The sequence below is a fragment of the Bacillus sp. 05T22 genome (assembly GCF_056396765.1).
Map to the genome: position 1 here is coordinate 1 of NZ_JBFTMC010000086.1, position 21837 is coordinate 21837.

Genomic DNA, 21837 nt, shown 5'->3' on the forward strand with positions numbered 1-21837 from the left:
GTAGTTTATGGGCTAAGGAAAGAATATATTGACGAATAATCCCATTTAGGATTAGGTGATTAGCAGGGTGGGTATAAAGGATCCCGTTTTTTACAAGAAAAAAGTTCGAGTGACTACCCTCTGTAACTATTCCGTTACGAACGAGAAGGGCTTCTTTACATCCTTTGCGTTCTGCTTTTGTGGCAGCCAATACATTTGGCAATAGATTTAAGGATTTAATATCACAGCGGAGCCAACGTGTATCAGGTTCTGATATGGCACGTATTCCGTATTCAATCCATAAAGCGGGTCGTTCTTTTTTTGAGATATAAGCATAAATCGTTGGGGTTACATCAAAAGAGAATGTGTGCGCACGATGCTGTACTCCTCGAGAAACTTGCAGGTAGATGGTACCATCTTCTTGGAAGTTATTATTTTCGAGTAATTTGTAAAGTAGTGTAATGAGTTCTGCTTTAGAGAAAGCGAGTGTTAGTTCTATTTCATCCATTGAACGGTATAACCGAGTTAAATGTGGATCTAATAAGTGGATGTTTCCTTTATAAATACGAATTACTTCATAGACACCATCTCCAAATTGTAAACCACGTTCTTCTAATTGTATGTACGGTTGTTTGTTATTTGTATCAATAATTGTGTCATTCCATAATACAAATCTTTCGTATGCCATTTTACTTCCCATCCTTTCTTAATTGTTTAAATGATGAGTGGTGAGAGCCCGTATGGAAACGCCAATTTATTGTATTGCGCATATACAAATTCGCAAATGAGAAATGAGAATCCTGCTTTTTAGAAATAAAAAAAGCAACATTCATATAGAACGTTGCTTGCAACAATGTTGCATAAGAGGGTAGCTTGTTTCATAGGGATATTGTCTTGGTATAGCTTAGAAAGGTGACCAGTAAACCAAACGGCTTTACTAAGACAATGGATGTTACTTCCCGGTAACATCAGGGAAATTGTTACACAAATGATACTATTATTCCCCATGAGGAATGAACAGAACACTGTTTACAAATTCTATTATAGAGATGTTTCATGAATTTTATGTAAATATTTGGTGAAGATTGTGTAATTTTATCATACTAATGTAGAGAAAAAGACGCTGAGATTACTCAGCGCCTTTTTTGTCTTCTTTAATAATTGTTTTTACTTCGCCCGTTTTAATTTTGTTGCTTTCAGAGAAGCGAAGTAAGTCTCCCTCAATGAGTTTATCAGACATGTGCAGTTCATTTTGCGCACGATCAATCATCGCTTGAGCTTCTTCTTTCGGTACTTCTACAATTTCGCCTGTTTCGCGGTTATAGAATGTACTGTTTGTATATATATATTGTTCTGTTATAAAACTTCCATCACGAAGAACAACGAATGATTTATAATCTGGTGAGAATACATCATGACCGAAGCTAATGTCATTGCTTGAATCAACACCAAGTAAGTTTAGAATTGTTGGTTTAATATCAATTTCACCTGTTGGTTTTGAAATTGTTTTACCTTCTTTTTGACCTGGAACGTGAATGAACATTGGTGTACGTTGTAAGTTCATATGATCAAATGTTGTAATTTCTTCTTTTCCTAAGAATTGTGCCATCGCACGGTTATGGTTTTCAGAAATACCATAGTGGTCACCGTAGAATACGATAACCGAGTTATCATAAATACCTTCTGCTTTTAGACGTTCAATAAAGTTTTTCAGTGCTTCGTCTAAGTAACGAGCTGTTACCATGTAACGGTCAAATACACCATCACCAGAGTTGTAAGGCTCGATTAATTTTGTACCGTCATCATAAGTAAATGGATAGTGGTTGGTTAAACTAAGGAAGCGAGTATAGAATGGCTTCTTCACTTGTTTTAACATATCCACGGATTGATTAAAGTACTCAATATCTTTTAATCCCCAGTTTAACTTTGTTTCTGGTGTGATTTTGTAGTCAAGTTCGTTATAGTAACGATCGTAACCAAGTGCAGGATACATGATGTTACGGTTCCAGAATGTTGCGTTGTTCGCGTGGAATACAGCTGTGTAATACCCTTGCTGACGCAGGATTTCTGGTGTTGCAGTATATTCGTTATTACCATGTGTAAAGAATACAGCACCTCGGTCTAACGGATATAGTGATGTATCTACTAAGAATTCAGCATCCGATGTTTTTCCTTGTCCAGTTTGGTGGAAGAAGTTATCGAAGTAATAGCTTTCTTTTGCAAATTGGTTTAAGAATGGTGTAACTTCTTGGTGAGTATATAAACCTAAGTTTTTTACGAGCATAACACGGTCAAATGAACGCGTTAATAGTTCCGGACGCTCAGTTTCTGCAAGACCTAAGTTTGCGAAGAAAATAGCAACCGTTGATACGAAGTATAAAGAACGCATTGGACGTGACACACGCTCCGTTTTTGCAAAGTCTTTCTTCTTTTTTAATAAAACGAAGAAAAGAATAATGTCAGCAAATGCAACAATGATTTTGTAGTTGAGTAGTTCTTTTACACTAGAACCTAGCTGTCCAAAGTTGGACGTTTGCCCAAGTACCGGTAAAGTAACGAAATCATTGTAGAATCCGTAGAACATTACGTTACCAACAAGAACGATTGTTAAAACAAAATCARTTCCAAGTGCTATATAATTACGTTTTTTCCCTTTTGCGAATAATGCAAGACCCACAAGCAGTAATGATGTTGCCAATGGACTAATAAATAAGATAAATTCTTGCATGAAAGATTCAAGTTTCAAATCAAAGCTCGTACGCGTTATGATGTAAGTTTTTAGCCATAAGGCCAAAGCGACGAACAAAGTAAAACGCACACTATGAAATTGCGATTTTAAAGATTCCTTCATCCATTTCCACCCTTTCTCTATCAGGCTTGGTCGATTTTTGAGAGAAAAATGCTAAAATAAAAAATACATAGTTTTCTTGGCCATGAGCAGGGTTTTCTATATCACCCATATACGACTTTAACTATGCATACCCTTTTGGTTTCCTGCCATTTCTTTTGTTGATCCATAAGCATAACGTCATTTCTGTATTATACAACAAAATTCAATTCTTAGAAACACTATAACATTTTACAGTTTTTGTATTTTCGTTGTTACTACCAGAGAAAACTTTAACATTGGTTTATATGCTCGTCAACTAGAAAATATAACAAAGATAAAAGAGAATGTTAAGAGAAATAGAACATTTTATATTGAGAAATATTGATAGAAAATATATAAACCCTTTCTTTTTAGATGGGAGAGAGTGTCCGACTAAGCATAGAAGCTCGCCCCATGATGAGTTTAAAACAAAGGGAGGAGAAGAGAGCAGGTCCATTTTTGTATGCAAAGCAACTTATAAGTGAAAGAACAAAAAGGAGTTGTCTAGCAAAATTTCAATTGGTGATGGGAGTTTTAATATATAACCCCCCCTCTTTTTAGGTGGGAGAGAGCGTCCGCCTGAGTATAGAAGCTCGCCCCATGATGAGTTTAAAACAAAGGGAGGAGAAGAGAGTAGGTCTTCTTTTGTTCCCGAAGCCGTGATTTATATGTGAAAAATCTTAATATAAGTAGAGTAAATAGCGGGAAATGATTACGAACACTTGTTCTTTCTTGTGTTGTCTGTTACAATAAGTTTTTATCGATCGGTTATGTGTATATTTGATGAGCTTTTTATTGACTAATGGGGCTAGTTTTTTCTTTTTGAAGGCACATCTACTTTTTGCGTATAATGAAAAAAACAAAATATGGGGGCTCTTTATATGGAACGAAAATTTTCAGTTGAAGCGTTTTGGAATAAAGTGAAACATGTAGCGAAACAAGCGGGACAATCGGTTATTTATGCAAGTTTATTGCTGTTTTACGTTATGCAAAGACCGGATGTTCCAAAACGAGTAAAGGCAACCATTATCGGAGCGCTTGCTTACTTTATTGCGCCAATTGATGCGATTCCGGATTTTATAGCTGGAATTGGTTATACGGATGATTTAGGGGCATTAACAGCTGCACTTTTGCAAGCATCCATGTATGTAAATGAAGATGTAAAAGAAAAAGCGCAGATGAAATTAGCGGATTGGTTTGGTTCGGATATAGACACATCGTTTATCGATCAAAAATTAGATCAATAGGTGAGAACTGTCATGTGCTGGCAGGGCAAACATAAGCGAGGAAGTGTACTATGCCATCAGGAAAAACACATACGAAAATAAACTTACTTTCTCTTCCGATTGTTTTATTTATGCTTGTTTCGTATGGACTAACAAATTTTGATTTTTTACTTACTTTTGCGATAGGATTTTTAATCGGCACGTTTTTCTTAACACCAGATTTGGATATTCATAGTAACGCCTATAATAAATGGGGATTACTTCGTATTTTTTGGTATCCGTATCAATGTGTGATGCCGCATCGTTCTTTTTTAACGCATACGCTTGTAATCGGTGATCTCATTCGTATATTGTATATGCTTCTTGTCTTTTCTCCATTCCTATACATAGTAAATAAAATGGTACTAGACGGAAGGTTGCTTGAGATTGCAAAGGAACATGATGTTGCTTTAACGACATTTGTAATTGGAGTTATCACTGCGAGTGCACTCCATATTATAGCGGATCGATTGAATACGCGCCGGAAAAAGCTTATGAGAAAAAAGAAGAAAAGAAGAAGAAGGTAGGGCACTTGCGAATTGCGAGTGCTTTTTCTTTTTTAGTTGTGCTGAACGAGGCATAAGGCTTTTAATCAAACGTTTGTTTAAAGTGAAATACGCCAGAGTGATAGTCTTTTCTTTTGTTAATCAAACGTTTGTTTAAAATAATGAGGGAAGAATGAAACTTACTTTTTTCCTATTTATAGAAAGTGCAATTAAACGAAAAAACGGGAAAAATAATCAGAAAAATCTTTTTAAAATAAAAATGATATGGTAAAGTATAAATACAATAATTGAAAACGTTTTCTTAAACGTTTTTTATTTTAGACCTAAAGGTATGATGACCGGATAGTCTATTGATAGGATTATAAGGATTTTAAAACAGGGGATTACAGAAAGGGAGAGGACAATGGGCACATGGACACAAGTTTACGATCCGTTCGGTAACATTTGGATTTCCGCAGCGGTCGCACTTATTCCAATTATCTTTTTTTTCTTGGCTTTAGCAGTGTTTCGTATGAAGGGGTATGTGGCAGGATTTATTACAGTTGTATTAACAGTTTTAGTCGCACTATTTGCGTATAAAATGCCGTTTACAATGGCGATGGCAGCAACCGGATATGGCTTCTTATATGGGTTATGGCCAATTGCATGGATTATTGTAATGTCGGTATTTTTATATAAAATTTCTGTTAAAACAGGGCAATTTGATGTGATACGTGCATCGGTATTATCGATTACGAATGACCATCGATTACTCGTTATTTTAATTGGTTTTTCATTTGGCGCATTTTTGGAAGGAGCAGCTGGATTTGGTGCACCGGTAGCAATTACAGCAGCGCTTCTTGCTGGTCTTGGTTTAAATCCGTTATACGCAGCTGGACTTTGTTTAATTGCAAATACAGCGCCGGTAGCATTCGGAGCAATGGGGATTCCGATTACAGTTGCAGGGCAAGTAACGGGTATTGATGCTCATAAAATCGGACAAATGGCAGGACACCAATTACCGTTCCTATCATTATTTGTTCCATTCTTTATCGTATTTTTAATGGATGGCTTTAAAGGTATAAAACAAACATGGCCTGCACTATTTGTAGCAGGTGGTTCATTTGCAATTACACAGTTTATTACAGCGACGTTTTTAGGACCGGAACTTCCGGATATTACATCAGCGCTTGTCAGCTTAGTATGTTTAGCGTTATTCCTAAAAGTATGGCAGCCGAAAGAAATTTATCAATCTAATCAGGCGAACGCTGAAGTGGCAGCGACAACAACAGCTTCATCCATGCCGAAATTAACAGCTGGAAAAGTTGTGAAGGCTTGGTCACCGTTTATTATTTTGACAGTTATGGTTGTAGTTTGGAGTCAAGGATTCTTCAAAGCTCTATTTGCTCCAGGCGGGGCTTTAGAAAGTCTTGTCTTTAAGTTTGAAATTCCAGGTCTGCACAATTTAGTCATGAAGGCAGAACCAATTGTAAATAAGCCAACACCTTATGAGGCCGTATTGAAGTTTGATATTTTATCAGCAACTGGAACAGCAATTTTAATTGCTTGTATTATTTCTATCATTATTTTAAAAATGAGTGCAAAACAAGCTGTAGAAACATTTGCAGAAACTTTACAAGAATTAAAAATGCCAATTCTATCTATCGGTTTCGTATTAGGATTCGCATTCATCGCAAACTATTCTGGTTTATCGTCAACACTCGCGTTAGCATTAGCAGGAACAGGTGGATTATTCCCGTTCTTCTCACCATTCCTTGGCTGGATCGGCGTATTCTTAACAGGATCAGATACATCGGCAAACGCATTATTCTCCAACTTGCAAGCTATTACAGCACAGCAAGTTGGCGTCTCAGAAGTATTGCTTGTTGCTGCCAATACAACAGGTGGTGTAACGGGTAAAATGATTTCTCCGCAATCGATTGCAATTGCGTGTGCGGCAGTAGGTCTAGCTGGAAAAGAATCTGACTTATTCCGCTTCACATTAAAACATAGTTTATTCTTCGTAACCATTGTTGGGATTATGACATATGTACAAGCTTACTATTTAACGTGGATGATACCTTAAGTTTTTAGATGGGTATAAGCCGTCAACTTAACACAAACAAGCCAGGTGCTGAAAGTACCTGGCTTGTTTGTGCCTAAAATGATACATGCCCTTAACCCGATGGTTACCCACGGCATGAAAGACTATTCATCTTCGAATAAATACCCTCCCAAGTTTATTAATCCCTCTATAAATAAGTATGCTGTTTGTGTTTTTTGATTGTTTTTTGCTATAAATTTAATAAAAGGCAGCCTCACATTAGCTGCCTTTCGTTCTAAAAATTTATGCAATATAAATAAAGCAATTAAGCATTTATTTTATTTAAAATTGAAACTTTATTAGTAGTAAATAATATATAATTTTGTTTTATAGTTTTAATTAAGATACGATCAGTTGTACCATATGCTGTTCCTATTCGAATTGCATCAGCTTTTTCCACACCAGCATAAGTATCATCTTCAGTAATTTCGATGATTTCATCTAATGGAATACTAATTTTTGCTAATTGCCATTTAATAATTAATTCCTCTGTTGTCTTTATAACATCGATACCTAGCATATTACCAAGACCTCCCTATCCTATTATCTGGATATAATTATATACCTTAATTGGATATCTATGTTTAAAAATAATAAATTATTTTTATCATTTTTGAAAGTAAACTTCTAAATAAACGTTTACATTGATGAAAATATTATTTTAGCTGAACATGGATAAGTTTTGACCCCCACCTCAAAATTCAGTGGAAACAAAGAAGTTAGGTGGGAGATGAACTGTCTGTAAAAGCCCGATTGGTCGGGCTAATAATCAGTGGGGGGATGAAGAAAACCCCACTAATTAAGGTTCACTTTATCAGCGGTTCGATAAGGAGTATCGACTAGCAGATAAAAAACGACATGTAAAAATTGTACTTCATGCCTTTGCATTTTTCTGATTATCGTGTATGATGGGAAAGTATTGAAAATTAAATCAGTGATAAACTAGGGGTGCCCAAGAGAAGCGTGGGCTGAGAGAGAAGTGCGAGAACTTCTTAACCCTCTGGACCTGATCTGGCTCGTACCAGCGTAGGGAAGTTAACGGCTTTACATAACTATGTCTTTATGAGCCAGGTCCTTGTTTTACTATGGACCTGGCTCTTTTTATTTTGGCATGCGCTGGTCACTAGTTCTTGTCCTTTTCACAAGTAAAGCGAAAGCGGCTCGGTCAGAATGGGAGGGGATGGAGCTTCAGTTGAAGAGGCGAAGCCACCGACCATTCTAGCTGCTGAAGCGGGAATCGAATTGCCCAGAAGGTGGCCCAAGATTCTGAGCAAGTTCGATTTGCCTGAAATGATAAAGGGGAGGAAACACAAATTATGAAGCAATCTGTTTCAGCTGAGCAAATTGAATTGAAGTCGAGTTTACCAGGAAGTCAGAAAGTCTATGTTGATGGCCCGCATGAAGGTATGAAAGTACCAATGCGTGAGATTGAGCAAAGTGATACAAACGGTGTACCAAATCCGCCGATTCGCGTGTATGATACAAGTGGTCCGTACACAGACCCTGGGTACAAAGTAGAGCTGGAAAAAGGCATTCCAACACCTCGCCGTGCTTGGATTGTTGACCGTGGAGATGTAGAAGAGTATGAAGGACGTGAAATTAAACCGGAAGATGATGGCGTGAAGGCTGCTTCTCAGCATACACCTGTGTTCCCGCAGATGGATCGTAAACCACTTCGTGCAAAAAAGGGCGCAAATGTAACGCAAATGCACTATGCACGTAACGGTATCATTACATCTGAGATGGAATATGTTGCGATTCGTGAAGGTGTAGAGCCTGAGTTTGTTCGTAAAGAAATCGCAGAAGGACGTGCGATTTTACCAGCAAACATTAACCACCCAGAAGCAGAACCGATGATTATCGGACGCAATTTCCACGTGAAAGTAAATGCGAATATCGGTAACTCTGCAGTTTCTTCTTCTATCGCGGAAGAAGTAGAGAAGATGACATGGGCAACGCGCTGGGGTGCAGATACAATTATGGACCTATCAACAGGGAAAAATATTCATACAACTCGTGAATGGATTATTCGTAATGCTCCTGTACCAGTTGGAACAGTGCCGATTTACCAAGCGCTAGAAAAAGTAAATGGTATTGCTGAAGATTTAACTTGGGAAGTATACCGTGACACGTTAATTGAACAAGCGGAGCAAGGTGTGGATTACTTTACAATTCATGCAGGTGTACTACTTCGTTACATTCCAATTACAGCAAAACGTACGACAGGAATTGTTTCGCGCGGTGGTTCTATTATGGCGCAGTGGTGTTTATTCCATCATAAAGAAAACTTCTTATACACTCACTTTGAAGAAATTTGTGAAATTATGAAACAGTATGATGTTTCCTTCTCTCTTGGAGATGGATTACGTCCAGGTTCGATTGCGGATGCGAATGATGAAGCGCAATTCTCTGAGCTTGAAACGCTTGGTGAGTTAACAAAAATTGCTTGGAAGCATGATGTTCAAGTTATGATTGAAGGACCAGGGCATGTACCAATGCATTTAATTAAAGAAAATATGGATAAAGAACTTGATATTTGCCAAGGCGCACCATTTTATACACTTGGACCTTTAACAACGGATATTGCACCAGGTTATGATCATATTACATCGGCGATTGGTGCAGCGATGATTGGCTGGTTTGGTACAGCGATGCTTTGTTATGTCACACCGAAAGAGCATTTAGGCTTACCGAACAAAGATGACGTTCGTGAAGGGGTTATTACGTATAAAATTGCGGCGCATGCGGCTGATCTTGCGAAAGGACACAAAACAGCGCAGCAGCGTGATGATGCTCTTTCAAAAGCGCGTTTTGAATTCCGCTGGCGCGATCAATTTAACTTATCATTAGATCCTGAACGGGCAATGGATTTCCACGATGAAACATTACCAGCAGAAGGAGCAAAAACAGCTCATTTCTGTTCCATGTGTGGTCCGAAGTTCTGTAGTATGAGAATTTCACATGACATTCGTGAATATGCAAAAGAAAATGATTTAGAAACAACAGAAGCAATTGAAAAAGGCATGAAAGAGAAATCAGAAGAATTTAAAGAAGCTGGTAGTCACTTATATCAATAATTGGATTTGAGATGGGGTACGAATGCCCACAAATAGTGGGAGATATGTACGGCTTCCGAACACCTTTTAACTTGATTGATCACGTGTATCTAATTTAAATATAGAAGAAGCCTCCTTTGCTAAGACGGTAGCAAAGGAGGCTATTGTTTTTTAGAGGGAGAAGAAAAGTTGTACCCAGTAGAATAAGAGGAATAATGTTACGATTGTTGAGAGCGGAATGACGATAAGGGATACGCTTAAATAGTCTTTCCACTTCACTTTAATTTTATTYTGTTTTAGGATRTACATCCAAATGAGGGAAGCAAGTGTACCGATTGGTAATAATAACGATCCCATGTCACTACCGATAATATTTGCAAGATAAATTGTTTTTAGAGTGACTGGATCGAGTCCCATCTCGGTTAATGTAATGGTACCAATCATTAATGCGGGGTGATTATTAAAGACGTTGGAGAGAAGTGAAACCAATCCACCCATTGTAAAGCTTGCGTATAGTAGATGTTGGTTAACAATCGGTTCGAGCCACGTTACAAGAAACGTTGTTAATCCTGCATTGTGAAGCCCGTAAATAATAACATACATGGAGAATGCGAAGATCAAAATGTGCCACGGTGTCTTTTTTAAGATATCGACAGGGTTTGTACGTAAATAGTACCATCTCCATATAAGGAGAACGAGTGAACCGAGTACAGCTACAATTTCAATTGGTATGGATAGGAAGGAAGCGACGAAGAGAAGACAGCGCATAAGAAATACGAAAAGTAATACCTTTAACATAAATTTTGTCCGTTTTTGTTTTGTATCAACGGAATTTTTTCCTTTTAGAGGATGGAAATTTTTTGTGAAGAAGATTTCTTCAATATCATAAGAGGAAACTGGTAATTTTTTAGGTAGTTTTCTTTTTAAAACAGTGTACATGAGCCATGACATAAATAGTAGTCCTAGTGTTGCAGGTACGAACATCATTGCAGTGTGCATATAAAGTGTCATGTGTACGATATTTAATGCGATTAAGTTTACGATATTACTTACACCAATTGGTGCACTTGAAGCAGTAGCAATTAAAGCACCACTTAGTAAATACGGAATTTGTTGGTGTGGTTTTAATTGAAGGTTTTTGAGAAGTAAAATTAAAATTGGAGTTGTAATTAAGATGCTGCCATCGTTGTTAAATAAAAGAGTCATGAGGAAGCATAGTAATTGAATGTACCAGTATAAACGGTGACCAGAACCTTTTGCTAGATTTGCCAGTTTTGCAGCCGCCCAATGGAAGAAGCCGAAGCTTTCTAATATAACGGCCATAACGATAGTTGCTAAGATAGTTATGGAGGCGCCTCCTATTTTACTAATAATATCCATAACATCCGGTTTTGATACAAGTCCTGTAAGGAGAATGATACCAGCGCCAATTGCAGCGGGCCATGCTTCATTCAATCCCCGTGGTCGCCAAAAAATGATGATTATAGTTAAGAAGAAGACGACGATTGTAATCAATATTTCAGTACTCATTGTTAGCCTACCTTTCTTTTTTACTTGAGCAAATAGATTTGAGCTTGTCTCAAGTGTATACAGCATTATATTCAAAAAAAATAAGAAGAACTAGGCATGTACCTGAATCTAGTGAATATGTGTATTTGATGTTAAAAGGCAAATATAGATACGAGAGAGATAACTAGTGCTTTTTGATAGAGAGAAGAACCTAGATAAATAAAAATTGAAAACATGGTATAAAAACTTTTTTGGGGTGGGAGGGAGCGTCCGCCCGATTGTAGAAGCGGCCAGGGCCTTTTTTCGCCCCGTGCCGAGTTTAAAACAAAGGGAGAAAAAGAGAGTAGGCCACTTTTTGTTTTCATAGCAGTAACTTATATGTGAAAATCCAAAAAGGAGTTATCCCAAAAAAAATACAATCAGTGATGGAAGTTTCGTTTTATATAAATAAAAATTGAAAAACTGATATAAGCTTTTTTGGGGTGGGAGAGAGCGTCCGCTCGAGTGGGAATCTTCTTTTGTTTTCATAGCCGCGACTTAGTATGAAGGAAAAACAAAATGGATATATATGGTGTTTTTGTTTGTAAAGATGTAGAAATTATTTAGGGAGTCATTATTATAAAGAGAAGCCACTCTAGACATTTTAGTAAATGTTTGGAGTAGCTTCTCTTTAAATCGTTATTTTTCTTTGAGGAACGTTCGATCCTTTAAGAATAAATTCCAGAAGAAGATAAAGCCTGGAAGCAAGATTGCGATGCCGATTGCATAGAGGATGAGCAGCGCATAGAATGTTTCTTTCGTTGTAAAGCTTGTAAATACAGTAACGTCCGGATAAATGATATACGGTAAATGCGCGACGCCGTAAGCGTAGCTAGCAAAGGCATATTGTGCAACAACTGCTAAAACAGCGATGCGAGGCCAGCCGAGTGAACCGTATTTTTTATTTGTCCACCAAAGGGAAGAATACCCGATTACAAATAAAAGAATGGAGACTGTGAACCATGGAAACTGCTTAATTAATCCTTGCATGAGCCACTGTGTTTCTGGTTCCATAACAACAAGGGCGATAATGGCTGTAACGAGCGTCGCCGGACCAAGTACGATGGCGTTTCGTCTGTAGAGTCGATACGTATCCTCTGAGCGCTGCTCTCTTGCAAAGTCAGCTAGAAAAAGAGAGGATAGGAACAACTCTGAAGTTAACCCAAATAACATATACCAATAGATTACAGGGCTTGATAGAAGTTTCCCGTATAATAGCACTTCTTTTCCACTAGAGGTCGTAATATAAGCACCTTCTGTTACTGGCAAAACTGTAATTAATAAGGCTGGAATTAAGAGCCCTGTAATACCAGAAATAAAGCGCAAGATATGCTCATACTTCGGTACGGAATATGCAAAAACCATGAATGTGCTACGAATGGCAACGAGAACTAAAATTAATGTCACCGGTACAAACATCACTGTTGCGAGTGTAAAAGCTGCTTTCGGAAAGAAGCCAAGAAATGCGACAACGACAAAGACGAGAAATGTATTCGTTACTTCCCATGTGGGCGATAAATAACGATTAGCAAGCTTTCCAGCTAGAGTCGGGTGCTTCGCGTATACCATGCCCCAAAATCCGGCCCCAAAATCAATGGAACCTAAAATGCTGTATACGAAGATAATGGCCCATAAGATGATAATCGCAATACTTGCCTCATGCACGAGGATCTCCTCCTTGCTGCCCTAGATCATTTTTTAATGGATGTCTTCTAAAGAAAGTTCGTAGTACGAAAATCGTTAAAGCGCCAAGACCGATATACAAAATGATGAATAAAATAAATAAAGGCCCGACGAAATCAGCGCGCGTAGCAGCATCCATTGTGCGCTGCATCCCATAAATCGTCCAAGGTTGACGACCGCTACAACTGAAAACCCATCCGAATTCAATGCCGAGCATCATAATCGGTCCGCACGCAGCAGTGGCCCATAGAAGCCATTTTGGTAATTCTGCCCCTTTTTTTCGATAGATAAAGTACCAATATACAAGAGCGATTGCTGCTACAGCAAAAGTGAATGCAGCTGTACCAACCATTAAATTAAAGAACGTATGGGTATAAAATGGCGGCCACGTTTCTTGTGGAAATTCATTTAACCCCTTTACAACGGTATTAGGATTAAATCCAACTAACATGCTTAGCATATTTGGGATTTCGAGGGCGTAGTTCAGTTTAAGAGTTTCAGGATCGACAACTCCGCCAAGGGACAAAGGAGCATGTGATGTCGTTTCAAATAAAGCTTCTGCAGATGCTAATTTTTCCGGAGAATGTTCATGCAAAGCAATCGCCGATTCATGTCCAGAAAGCCACATCGTAGCACCTGTAATAAACGTGACAACGAGGCCTAAAAATAGTCCTTTTTTATGATAAGCAATTTCCCGTGGACTTATATTTCGTTTTAATAATTTAAATCCAGCGATAGAAGCAATGACTGCTGCACCTGTTGCATAAGCCGTAATGACAACGTGAAGGGAGCTTGTGAAAAAGCTTGGATTAAAGAATGCTTTCCACGGGTCAACGTTAAAAACAGAGCCATCAGGATTCATAGAAAAGCCTGCCGGTGTATTCATCCATGTGTTTGCTGAGGTAATTAATACGGCAGATGCAGTGGCACCAAGCATGACAAAAAAGAGTGAGATTAATCTCATAAATGGTGGTAATTTATCTGCTGCATATACATAAATGGACATAAATAAAGCTTCTAAGAAGAAGGCGAAAATCTCAATCTGAAATGGAACAGAAATCACTTGACCGACAATTTTGGCGAATCCGGGCCAAAGAAGTGAAATTTGTACACCGACGATTGTTCCAGTAGGAATTGCGACACCAAGAAGGATGGCGAAAGCCTTTGTCCACCTTTTTGCCATAACAGCGTAATCAGAATCCTTTCTCCAGTGATATAATACTTCGCTTATAAAAATCATTAAAGATAGTCCGATTCCAAGTGTTGCAAAAATAATGTGGAATGCTAGTGATGACCCAAAGAAAGCCCGTGACAATGTAACAGTATCCATAATTCTACTCCTCTTCATTTTTGCCATTATTTTCTGATTGGATTGGAAAATTTATTCAAAAAAATGCCAAAAATATATATGTATTTTAAAAAGTGGATATGATATTATAATTTTGAAATCTCCAGAAAAGAAAGATAATAATATTTTATTTGTGTTTTAGAACAAAATCTTTTATAACGCTTATGCGAACGTTAGTTCTGTCTAAGGGGTTTTATTTGTAGAAGGACAAGCTAGAGTTTAACAGAATGTGGAAGTTCACGTAAAACGGAGGGGATGTTTGTATGTATCCTGAAGTCATTAGAAAAATGGCGTTTTCGAAAGAGCATAAAGATTTGTTATTAAAGTTATATAATAAAGAAATTACACGGCGTGAATATGATCACCTTGTGCAATTATTGTATCGCACTACAAAAGAGGCTAATTAACGTGTGTAAAGGATAGAAAAGTGAGAGACAATCTAAAGGATTGTCTTTTTAATGTTTTCGTATGCTCTACTAAGATTACGGTTAGTCTTATTATAGAGGTGAGAAAAAGTGCGGAAACGTTTGTATATATGGATTGCGTTAACTTTATTTATGGTTTTAGGTGGAATTGTTTTTTGGACTGCACTACAAGGAAATCGAACAGAATATTTTATTATGAGACATATGATGAACGAGAATGGGACGCTCGCAACATATCGCATAGCTGATTCAAAGGTAGGAACGAACGAGGCTACCGGCCGTGAAGCATTATCAGAATCATCAGGGCTATGGCTACAATATACGCTTGATATGGACGATCAATCATTGTTTGATGAACAAGTAAAGGTGATCCAAAATTATTTTATACATCCAGTCCATATTGTGTTATGGAAGATTTCTGAAACAGGAGAAAGACAGGTTGGTACGAATGCTCTCATTGATGATCTCCGCATCATCGAACAGCTATATCGTGCTTATGACATGTATAAAGAAGAGCGGTATAAGCATCTTGCGGATCAAGTGAGTGATGCTGTACTACGTTATAATAAGAAAAAGAAAATCTATGTTGACTATTATGACGCAGATAAGGGGATGCAAAATAACATATTAACGACATCTTACATAAATCCAAGTGCATTCTCTTATATGAAAAAGTACGGAAAAATTTCAGAAACGCAGTATCAGGAAGCTATTCAATTTTTAGCGGATTATCCAAGACGTGGCTGGGCATTCCCGAAAGAATACAAAGAGGATGGTGCATTTACATATGAAGACCGGGTGAATCTCATTGATCAATCGTATGTTGCCTACCATCGTAGTTTAGGCGGAATTTCCTCCGAAGCATATTTAGAGTTTATTAAAAAGGTATTCCGCAAAGATGGAAAGTTATATGGTCGCTATGATTTAGAAACAGGAAAACCAGTAGTAGATTTTGAATCACCAGCAGCATATGGGCTAACGATTTTATATGTATTACAAGTAGGAGATAAAAAATTTGCCCAAGAATTGTATGAGCGCATGAGTGAATTTCGGAATGACAATGTATTCAGCAGGTTTTATGGTGGATATGTGATTGGGGAAGAGAACAACACGCATATTTTTGATAATGTGTTGCCGCTATTAGCTGAGACGGAATTGAAAATGGATAAGAAGTAAAATGAAACTTTAATCAGTGGAGAGCTTTATTCCCCACTGATTATGACCCTTCACCAATCGGGATATTACTGCCGGTTACTGCGGGATAAAAATGTCACTGAAAAGTGGCATTTTTATTTTGGAGATTTTTTAAGTACGTGGTGATGAAATGCTCGAGAAATAGTGAATAACGAATTGACGGAACTTCTGAGCTGTTGATGATAAGTAACAAATATAGCAGTATTAAGTAAGAGTGGAGAATTCCTTCCAATGTCTCATTCTCTCAGAGGGCTTCAGGATGTTATATCTCTAGGAGATTGGTCACAATTACAAATGCAAATTTTAATTTTATTATGTTATTTAGCTGATGCTGGTGGAATTGCTTGGATTACAAGTCACATACAGCATAAAGAAACTTCTGCAGAGCAGGTTTCTTCCTAAAAAGAAGCTGTCCAAAAAATCTTTTTGGACAGCTTCTTTTACTTTTTACTTCTTAATAATGGCAGTAAAGGCAGGAGCGTTGGCCATTTTAATACAGGCGTGGGAGAAGGTCCTGTAATCCATGTATGGAATGGAATCGTGCTACATATAACCATTGTGATGATAGAGAATGTTGCTGTTAGAAGAAATAGTAATAGACTATATAGAATTGTATTTGCCTGCATTGTAAATAGAGATAGTAATTTCGTAATTAGCTGTAAAAAGAAAAAGTGTGCTAAATAGGCTCCGTACGTGTAGTTTCCGATAAAGCGTAATGTTTTATATAAAGCACCTCGCCGCTGTACAATCATGATAGATAGTACGTATAGTATTAAAATTTCACATACAATGTACAGAAACATGGATGGCTTTAAATAGGTAGATACAGTAAGGTGAATGGAATCTACACCATAAAAGCTAAATAGTTCATAGTTGATGAATAAGAATAAAATAAAAAATAAGATTGTTATAAGTGGTATGTGTTTCATTACAAATAAGCGCCAAGCTTGAAGTGCTACAGCAGCGATTCCTCCTATGACAAAGTAAAATGAATAGAAGAAGAAGGAACGATCTGTATAATGCAAAACAGTTGATTGAGTTAGCACTTCACCGTTAAAAATATAGTGAGAAGAATACCACATTAAGAGAAAATAAATGCTAGCGAAAGCGGCCATGTATCGGTATATATCTTGCTGATTTTGTGTTCTTTTTTTAAACCAATAAAATAAGGTGCATAATAAGGGAAACAGCAAATGGATTTGGAACATCATAATGACATACCAAAGATGAGGCGCAGCTGTTCCGAGCAATAGGCTCTTTATCCCGCTTTGCACTGTAACGACTTGGTTTGTTGTCAATAAGTAAACGACGGACCAGAAGAAGTAAGGAGCAAGTAAGTGTGCTGTTTTTTCATAGATGTATTCTGTATAGACCATTTGTTTTGTGTATTGTCGAATTAAATGGAACCCGACAATGAAGATGAATGCAGGTGCTGAAAATTTTGCGAGATTAAATAGCATTCCCATAATGAGAGATTGTTCTAGTAGAATATGTCCTTGATTCATTGTATATAGTAAGGAACTTTGCAAAACAACAGCAAGGAACGCAATGCTTTGCAAAACTTTAAACTCTGGGGCGCTGTGTGTCATAGTTTCCATCTCCTTTTCCATACATGATTATAGTACGAAGGAGAGGAAAGGGCTATGGAAACTTTGTGAAAATTATAACAAAGTTGTGGGTGTAGCCTGAGTAAAGTGTAGATATAAAACAAACTGATAAAATAAATAAAGAAGCTAGAGTAAATATCTAGCTATTTTTTATTTTAAAAGAATGATAAGAACTATTGCATTACTTTATTTTTAATCCAGTTCTTTCCATCAACAAGACGAGCTGTCATTACGGCACAAGCGTTATCGCCTGTTACGTTTAACATCGTTGCTGGTGGGTCAATGATTGTACTAATAGCTGCGATAATTGGTAGAGCTTCTGGTGGAAAACCGTATAGAGAAACGATTAACATTTCACCAATCATACCGCCGCCAGGAATAGCACCCATTACTGTTTCAACTAATAGAGAAACAACAAGAGCGATTGCTAATATTTTCAACCTTATCAGGTCTTGTTAATTCTAGTACAACACCTTGTGCTGGCGGGAATACTTTCACAACAATAATCATAAAAATTGCAGCAATAATACTCGTAAATAAGAAAGTCCCAGCCATGCTAGACATAATTTTTCCGAAACGTTTTAATCCATCCATATTGGCAATAGATGAGGCAATGCTAAAGAACACGAGAGGTACGACAATCGTAAAACATTAAGTTTAAGAAAATGTCACCAAGCGGTTTTAAAGCAACTGCATCGGTACCCATGAAATAACCAATGAAACCACCAATTAGGATGGAAGATAATAAAATAAGTGGAAAGCGATAAGCCTTCATCATATATCTCCTCCTATCTAATGTAAAAAATCATACTGAATTATTATAGTGATTTGTGAGGCAGTTTACTAGGARAATACAGATAGCTGGAATAGAGTGAAAACGGAGAAATTTTTGTTTTTATGCTCGTCATATGGAAACCAATATAGACATATACATTGGTAACCTAGTAGTGGATATGAAGAGAAATGTGGATAGGATTCCAGCTGATTAAAAGTAAGGAGGGAGTTTAATGAACATTTTACTTTGCTGTGCAGCAGGAATGTCTACTAGTTTGCTTGTAACGAAAATGGAGAAAGCGGCACAGGCAAAAGGGTTAGAAGTGAAAATTTGGGCTGTATCGGGTTCGGAAATACGGAATCATATTGATGAAGCGGATGTGCTCTTGCTTGGACCTCAAGTGCGTTATTTATTACCGAAGATGAAGGAAATGTGTGAAGAAAAAGGGATACCTGTTGATATTATTCACTCTGTACATTATGGGCTTTGTAACGGAGAAGCCGTATTAGAGGCAGCGTTGTCAATGAGAGCATAAGGAGAGTGGAGTAGATGGTCCGGTTTTTAGAGAAATATGTTATGCCAGTAGCAGGGAGAATTGCGCAGCAGCGGCATTTACAAGCAATTCGTGATGGGATTATTTTAACGATGCCTTTCTTAATTATCGGTTCATTTTTTCTTATTATCAGCGCTTTGCCAATACCTGGATATAACGATTTTATGGAAAGTTTATTTGGAGGGAATTGGCAGAAGGCGTTAGGGTATCCAGTTAGCGCAACATTTAATATAATGTCTTTAATAGCTACTTTTGGAATCGCTTACAGACTGGGAGAACAATATAAAGTAGATGCATTAGCAGCAGGAGCATTGTCACTTGTATCCTTTTTACTAGCAACTCCATTTCAAGTGACACATATTATACCTAGTACGAAGGAGAGTGTAGTAGTAGATGGGGCTATACCTGCTGCATTGATGGGGAGTCAAGGGCTATTCGTGGCGATGATTATAGCACTTATATCTACCGAAATTTACAGGTTTATTATCCAGAAGAAGATGATTATTAAAATGCCGGAAACGGTTCCACCAGCTGTAACACGTTCATTTACTGCACTCATTCCAGGTTTTATCGTTGTGACGGTTGTTTGGATTCTGCGCTTAATTTTGGAGCAAACCACTTTTGGTAGTATTCATAATATTGTAGGGCAACTTCTGCAAGCTCCGCTTAGTGTACTTGGAGCAAGTCTTTTTGGCGCGGTGGCAGCGGTTATTGTTGTTCATGTGCTTTGGGCATGTGGGATTCACGGGGCCGCAATTGTAGGCGGTGTTATGAGCCCGGTTTGGTTATCATTAATGGATCAAAATCGTATTGCTTTTCAGGCAGGGCAAGATGTCCCAAACACGATAACAGCACAATTCTTTGATTTGTGGATCTACACAGGTGGATCTGGTGCAACGCTTGCACTTGTTGTAGCGATGTTATTATTTGCACGGAGTCAGCAATTAAAAAGTTTGGGTCGGCTATCAATCGCACCAGGCATTTTTAATATAAATGAAATGGTCACGTTTGGAATGCCAATTGTACTGAATCCACTTTTGCTCATTCCATTTATACTTGTTCCTGTCGTTATGACATTTGTTTCTTATTTTGCAATGGAATGGGGACTTGTTGCTCGGCCAAGCGGTGCGGCAGTACCATGGACTACACCAATTCTTTTTAGTGGATATTTAGGGTCGGGTGGGGAAATTTCAGGAGTTGTCTTGCAAATTGTTAACTTTATACTTGCATTTTTGATTTATTTACCGTTCTTGAAAATGTGGGATAAACAAAAAGTAGCCGAAGAAAAAGGGGGATTAGGCAATTAAGATGGATATATTAGAGACGCAAGCCTTTCATCTAATTTTACATGGAGGAAATGCGAGAAGTTGTGCGATGGAAGCCATTGATTATGCAAAGCGCGGAGAATTTCAAGAAGCGGAGGCGAAATTGCAGGAGGCCTTACAAGAACTACAAGAGGCACATCGTTTACAAACGGATTTAATACAGAGGGAAGCTGGGGGGGAAAAGACAGAGATTACACTGCTCATGGTTCATGCGCAAGATCATTTAATGAATGCGATTACGGTGAAGGAATTAGCAAGTGAATTTGTAGAGTTATATAAGAAAATGTTAGCGAAAGAATGAGGCCTTGCGTATGCAAGGTTTTTTTATGTTTGAAAAAGAGTCAGTTATGACGTAAAGAATACCACTTATGTACCAATCTATTTCTTTTTTTGAAATATATGTAACAATAAGGGCGTAAGGGAGGTGGAAGGCAGTGAAAATTCACCTTGAATTAAATCCATCACAAGATGAGATAGAGATTATTGTCAAAGCAAAAGAAGTGACAGATGAAGTTCAGAAACTTTTAAAGAGGATAGAAGGGGGGAATGTGAAGCAAATTGTTGGAGTATTGAAGCAACAATATTATTTGTTAGAGCCAAAAGATATTTATTGGTTTTATACAGAGGATCGAAAGGTAATGGCTCAAACGACGAAAGGAATTCTTGAAGTGAAATCCCGTTTGTATGAATTAGAAACAAAATTACAGGGTGATCGCTTTGTACGATTTTCAAAGTCTACAATCGCTAATTTACAGCATGTAACAAGTTTTGAAATGTCTTTTAGCGGCAGTATGTGTGCACACTTTTCAAATGGAATGAAAGAGTACGTTTCAAGAAAATATGTACCACTTATTAAGGAAGCTCTAAATATGGGAGGAGGCTAGAATAATATGGTTACATTATTTGATAGAATAGGCGCCAAAGTGATTGCAGGAATGGCGATGGCAATGGTATATAGCATGTTGTTTTTAGGAATTGGTTATGCAAATGGAATGGATGTATTAGAGACAAAGACATTGCTTACTCACCTTGTCACAGCAAATATTGTGGGGTTGATTTTCTCATTTGCTTCATTTGTATTTGAGAAAGAAGAATGGGGCATTTTAAAGCAAACAATCATCCACCTTATCATTTTATTAGGCACATTTTTACCGACTGCAATTTGGGTTGGTTGGGTTCCAAATCATCTCGTTCCGCTTCTCATTTGCACAGGTAGCTTCATCGTTATTTACTTCATTATATGGTGTGCGATGACAATGTATTGGAAGAAGAAAATTGAGGGATTGAATAATAGCTTGAAATAAAGGAATCGAAATGAAGTAGGCCATTTAGTGAAAATCATATTGTTTTGGTGGAGCTCAATGATAAATCGAGAGTCGGTTTAATCACATTTAGTCTTGTATGAATCATAACAGTACCATCAGTGAATCCACTGATGGTACTGTTATGACTGAAAGTCCTCGCTTTTCATAGTTGATATATATGAGTTCTTTCCTCTTAATTTATCCTTTTGTATATTGAAAAATATAATTCCCATAAATTTTTTCTTATTACAAAGAAAATGAATGTTTTTTATAAAAATATTTTATTTTATGTTTTAAGCACAACTAGACACTAATCT

18 protein-coding genes, 2 pseudogenes and 1 riboswitch are annotated in these 21837 nt (G+C 37.4%); of the genes and pseudogenes, 12 read left to right on the forward strand and 8 right to left on the reverse strand.

Going from position 1 to position 21837, the window contains the following annotated elements; translation table 11 throughout:
• On the reverse strand, window positions 1-679 hold a 679-nt coding region (locus AC1DIT_RS20810), incomplete at its 3' end, for an aminotransferase class IV (RefSeq protein WP_476998379.1).
• A gap of 429 nt (window positions 680-1108) precedes the next feature.
• Entirely contained in the window at window positions 1109-2830 is a 1722-nt protein-coding gene (locus AC1DIT_RS20815) for an LTA synthase family protein (protein WP_476998380.1), read from the reverse strand.
• Between the two features lie 899 nt (window positions 2831-3729).
• On the opposite strand from AC1DIT_RS20815, the gene AC1DIT_RS20820 reads away from it, so the two are divergent.
• From AC1DIT_RS20820 to lldP, 3 genes are all read left to right on the forward strand, one after another.
• Window positions 3730-4095 (forward strand): YkvA family protein, encoded by a 366-nt coding sequence (locus AC1DIT_RS20820; protein ID WP_016112579.1) that lies wholly within the window; start codon window positions 3730-3732, stop codon window positions 4093-4095.
• A gap of 50 nt (window positions 4096-4145) precedes the next feature.
• Window positions 4146-4640: a metal-binding protein gene (locus tag AC1DIT_RS20825; protein ID WP_016112578.1), complete on the forward strand. Its 495-nt coding sequence runs from the start codon at window positions 4146-4148 to the stop codon at window positions 4638-4640.
• A 382-nt stretch (window positions 4641-5022) separates the two neighbouring features.
• Window positions 5023-6684 (forward strand): L-lactate permease, encoded by a 1662-nt coding sequence (lldP, locus tag AC1DIT_RS20830; protein WP_016112577.1) that lies wholly within the window; start codon window positions 5023-5025, stop codon window positions 6682-6684.
• Between the two features lie 283 nt (window positions 6685-6967).
• On the opposite strand, the gene AC1DIT_RS20835 is transcribed toward lldP, so the two are convergent.
• On the reverse strand, window positions 6968-7222 hold the full coding sequence (locus AC1DIT_RS20835) for a SunI/YnzG family protein (protein ID WP_016132413.1): 255 nt from the start codon (window positions 7220-7222) through the stop codon (window positions 6968-6970).
• 414 nt (window positions 7223-7636) lie between these two features.
• A riboswitch (TPP riboswitch) is annotated at window positions 7637-7752 on the forward strand.
• A gap of 266 nt (window positions 7753-8018) precedes the next feature.
• Here AC1DIT_RS20835 and thiC point away from each other — a divergent pair.
• Window positions 8019-9779 carry a phosphomethylpyrimidine synthase ThiC gene (thiC, locus tag AC1DIT_RS20840; protein WP_016132412.1) on the forward strand — a complete coding sequence of 587 codons (1761 nt, stop codon included), beginning with the start codon at window positions 8019-8021 and terminating at the stop codon, window positions 9777-9779.
• Between the two features lie 150 nt (window positions 9780-9929).
• On the opposite strand, the gene AC1DIT_RS20845 is transcribed toward thiC, so the two are convergent.
• The 3 genes from AC1DIT_RS20845 to AC1DIT_RS20855 form a co-directional block, all read right to left on the reverse strand.
• The gene (locus tag AC1DIT_RS20845) at window positions 9930-11288 is read right to left on the reverse strand and encodes an arsenic transporter (RefSeq protein WP_016132411.1); all 1359 of its coding nucleotides are present in this window, start codon (window positions 11286-11288) and stop codon (window positions 9930-9932) included.
• A gap of 657 nt (window positions 11289-11945) precedes the next feature.
• Complete coding sequence (locus AC1DIT_RS20850) at window positions 11946-12971, reverse strand: cytochrome d ubiquinol oxidase subunit II (RefSeq protein WP_016112573.1); 1026 nt, start codon at window positions 12969-12971, stop codon at window positions 11946-11948.
• Entirely contained in the window at window positions 12964-14319 is a 1356-nt protein-coding gene (locus AC1DIT_RS20855) for a cytochrome ubiquinol oxidase subunit I (RefSeq protein ID WP_016112572.1), read from the reverse strand. The genes AC1DIT_RS20850 and AC1DIT_RS20855 overlap by 8 nt, the downstream gene beginning before the upstream one ends.
• A gap of 281 nt (window positions 14320-14600) precedes the next feature.
• On the opposite strand from AC1DIT_RS20855, the gene AC1DIT_RS20860 reads away from it, so the two are divergent.
• The 3 genes and pseudogenes from AC1DIT_RS20860 to AC1DIT_RS20870 form a co-directional block, all read left to right on the forward strand.
• Window positions 14601-14744, forward strand: a complete 144-nt coding sequence (locus AC1DIT_RS20860; protein ID WP_016112571.1) for a hypothetical protein — start codon at window positions 14601-14603, stop codon at window positions 14742-14744.
• Between the two features lie 108 nt (window positions 14745-14852).
• On the forward strand, window positions 14853-15938 hold the full coding sequence (locus tag AC1DIT_RS20865) for a glycosyl hydrolase family 8 (protein WP_016132410.1): 1086 nt from the start codon (window positions 14853-14855) through the stop codon (window positions 15936-15938).
• A gap of 210 nt (window positions 15939-16148) precedes the next feature.
• Window positions 16149-16358: pseudogene (locus tag AC1DIT_RS20870) on the forward strand (YhgE/Pip domain-containing protein); the annotation flags it as partial.
• Window positions 16359-16396: 38 nt separating this feature from the next.
• Here AC1DIT_RS20870 and AC1DIT_RS20875 read toward each other — a convergent pair.
• Window positions 16397-17566: an acyltransferase family protein gene (locus AC1DIT_RS20875; RefSeq protein WP_154214508.1), complete on the reverse strand. Its 1170-nt coding sequence runs from the start codon at window positions 17564-17566 to the stop codon at window positions 16397-16399.
• A gap of 170 nt (window positions 17567-17736) precedes the next feature.
• A pseudogene (locus tag AC1DIT_RS20880) lies at window positions 17737-18338 on the reverse strand (cation:dicarboxylate symporter family transporter).
• A gap of 232 nt (window positions 18339-18570) precedes the next feature.
• Between AC1DIT_RS20880 and AC1DIT_RS20885 the strand changes: the two are divergent.
• From AC1DIT_RS20885 to AC1DIT_RS20905, 5 genes are all read left to right on the forward strand, one after another.
• The gene (locus tag AC1DIT_RS20885; protein ID WP_003202011.1) at window positions 18571-18873 is read left to right on the forward strand and encodes a PTS sugar transporter subunit IIB; all 303 of its coding nucleotides are present in this window, start codon (window positions 18571-18573) and stop codon (window positions 18871-18873) included.
• Between the two features lie 14 nt (window positions 18874-18887).
• Window positions 18888-20198, forward strand: coding sequence for a PTS cellobiose transporter subunit IIC (celB, locus tag AC1DIT_RS20890; RefSeq protein ID WP_016112564.1), 1311 nt, complete (start codon window positions 18888-18890; stop codon window positions 20196-20198).
• A gap of 1 nt (window position 20199) precedes the next feature.
• Entirely contained in the window at window positions 20200-20517 is a 318-nt protein-coding gene (locus tag AC1DIT_RS20895) for a PTS sugar transporter subunit IIA (protein ID WP_016112563.1), read from the forward strand.
• A 133-nt stretch (window positions 20518-20650) separates the two neighbouring features.
• A complete protein-coding gene (locus AC1DIT_RS20900) occupies window positions 20651-21100 on the forward strand; it encodes a LytTR family DNA-binding domain-containing protein (RefSeq protein ID WP_016112562.1) in 450 nt (149 codons plus the stop codon).
• Between the two features lie 6 nt (window positions 21101-21106).
• Complete coding sequence (locus AC1DIT_RS20905; protein WP_016112561.1) at window positions 21107-21520, forward strand: DUF3021 domain-containing protein; 414 nt, start codon at window positions 21107-21109, stop codon at window positions 21518-21520.
• Window positions 21521-21837 lie beyond the last annotated feature (317 nt).

Coding starts and splice junctions, on each gene's coding strand:
- AC1DIT_RS20895 (WP_016112563.1), top strand. CDS start 20,200: ATGGATATATTAGAGACGCAAGCCTTTCATCTAATTTTACATGGAGGA.
- thiC (WP_016132412.1), top strand. CDS start 8,019: ATGAAGCAATCTGTTTCAGCTGAGCAAATTGAATTGAAGTCGAGTTTA.
- celB (WP_016112564.1), top strand. CDS start 18,888: ATGGTCCGGTTTTTAGAGAAATATGTTATGCCAGTAGCAGGGAGAATT.
- AC1DIT_RS20820 (WP_016112579.1), top strand. CDS start 3,730: ATGGAACGAAAATTTTCAGTTGAAGCGTTTTGGAATAAAGTGAAACAT.
- AC1DIT_RS20855 (WP_016112572.1), bottom strand. CDS start 14,319: ATGGATACTGTTACATTGTCACGGGCTTTCTTTGGGTCATCACTAGCA.
- AC1DIT_RS20905 (WP_016112561.1), top strand. CDS start 21,107: ATGGTTACATTATTTGATAGAATAGGCGCCAAAGTGATTGCAGGAATG.
- AC1DIT_RS20860 (WP_016112571.1), top strand. CDS start 14,601: ATGTATCCTGAAGTCATTAGAAAAATGGCGTTTTCGAAAGAGCATAAA.
- AC1DIT_RS20825 (WP_016112578.1), top strand. CDS start 4,146: ATGCCATCAGGAAAAACACATACGAAAATAAACTTACTTTCTCTTCCG.
- lldP (WP_016112577.1), top strand. CDS start 5,023: ATGGGCACATGGACACAAGTTTACGATCCGTTCGGTAACATTTGGATT.
- AC1DIT_RS20875 (WP_154214508.1), bottom strand. CDS start 17,566: ATGGAAAAGGAGATGGAAACTATGACACACAGCGCCCCAGAGTTTAAA.
- AC1DIT_RS20885 (WP_003202011.1), top strand. CDS start 18,571: ATGAACATTTTACTTTGCTGTGCAGCAGGAATGTCTACTAGTTTGCTT.
- AC1DIT_RS20835 (WP_016132413.1), bottom strand. CDS start 7,222: ATGCTAGGTATCGATGTTATAAAGACAACAGAGGAATTAATTATTAAA.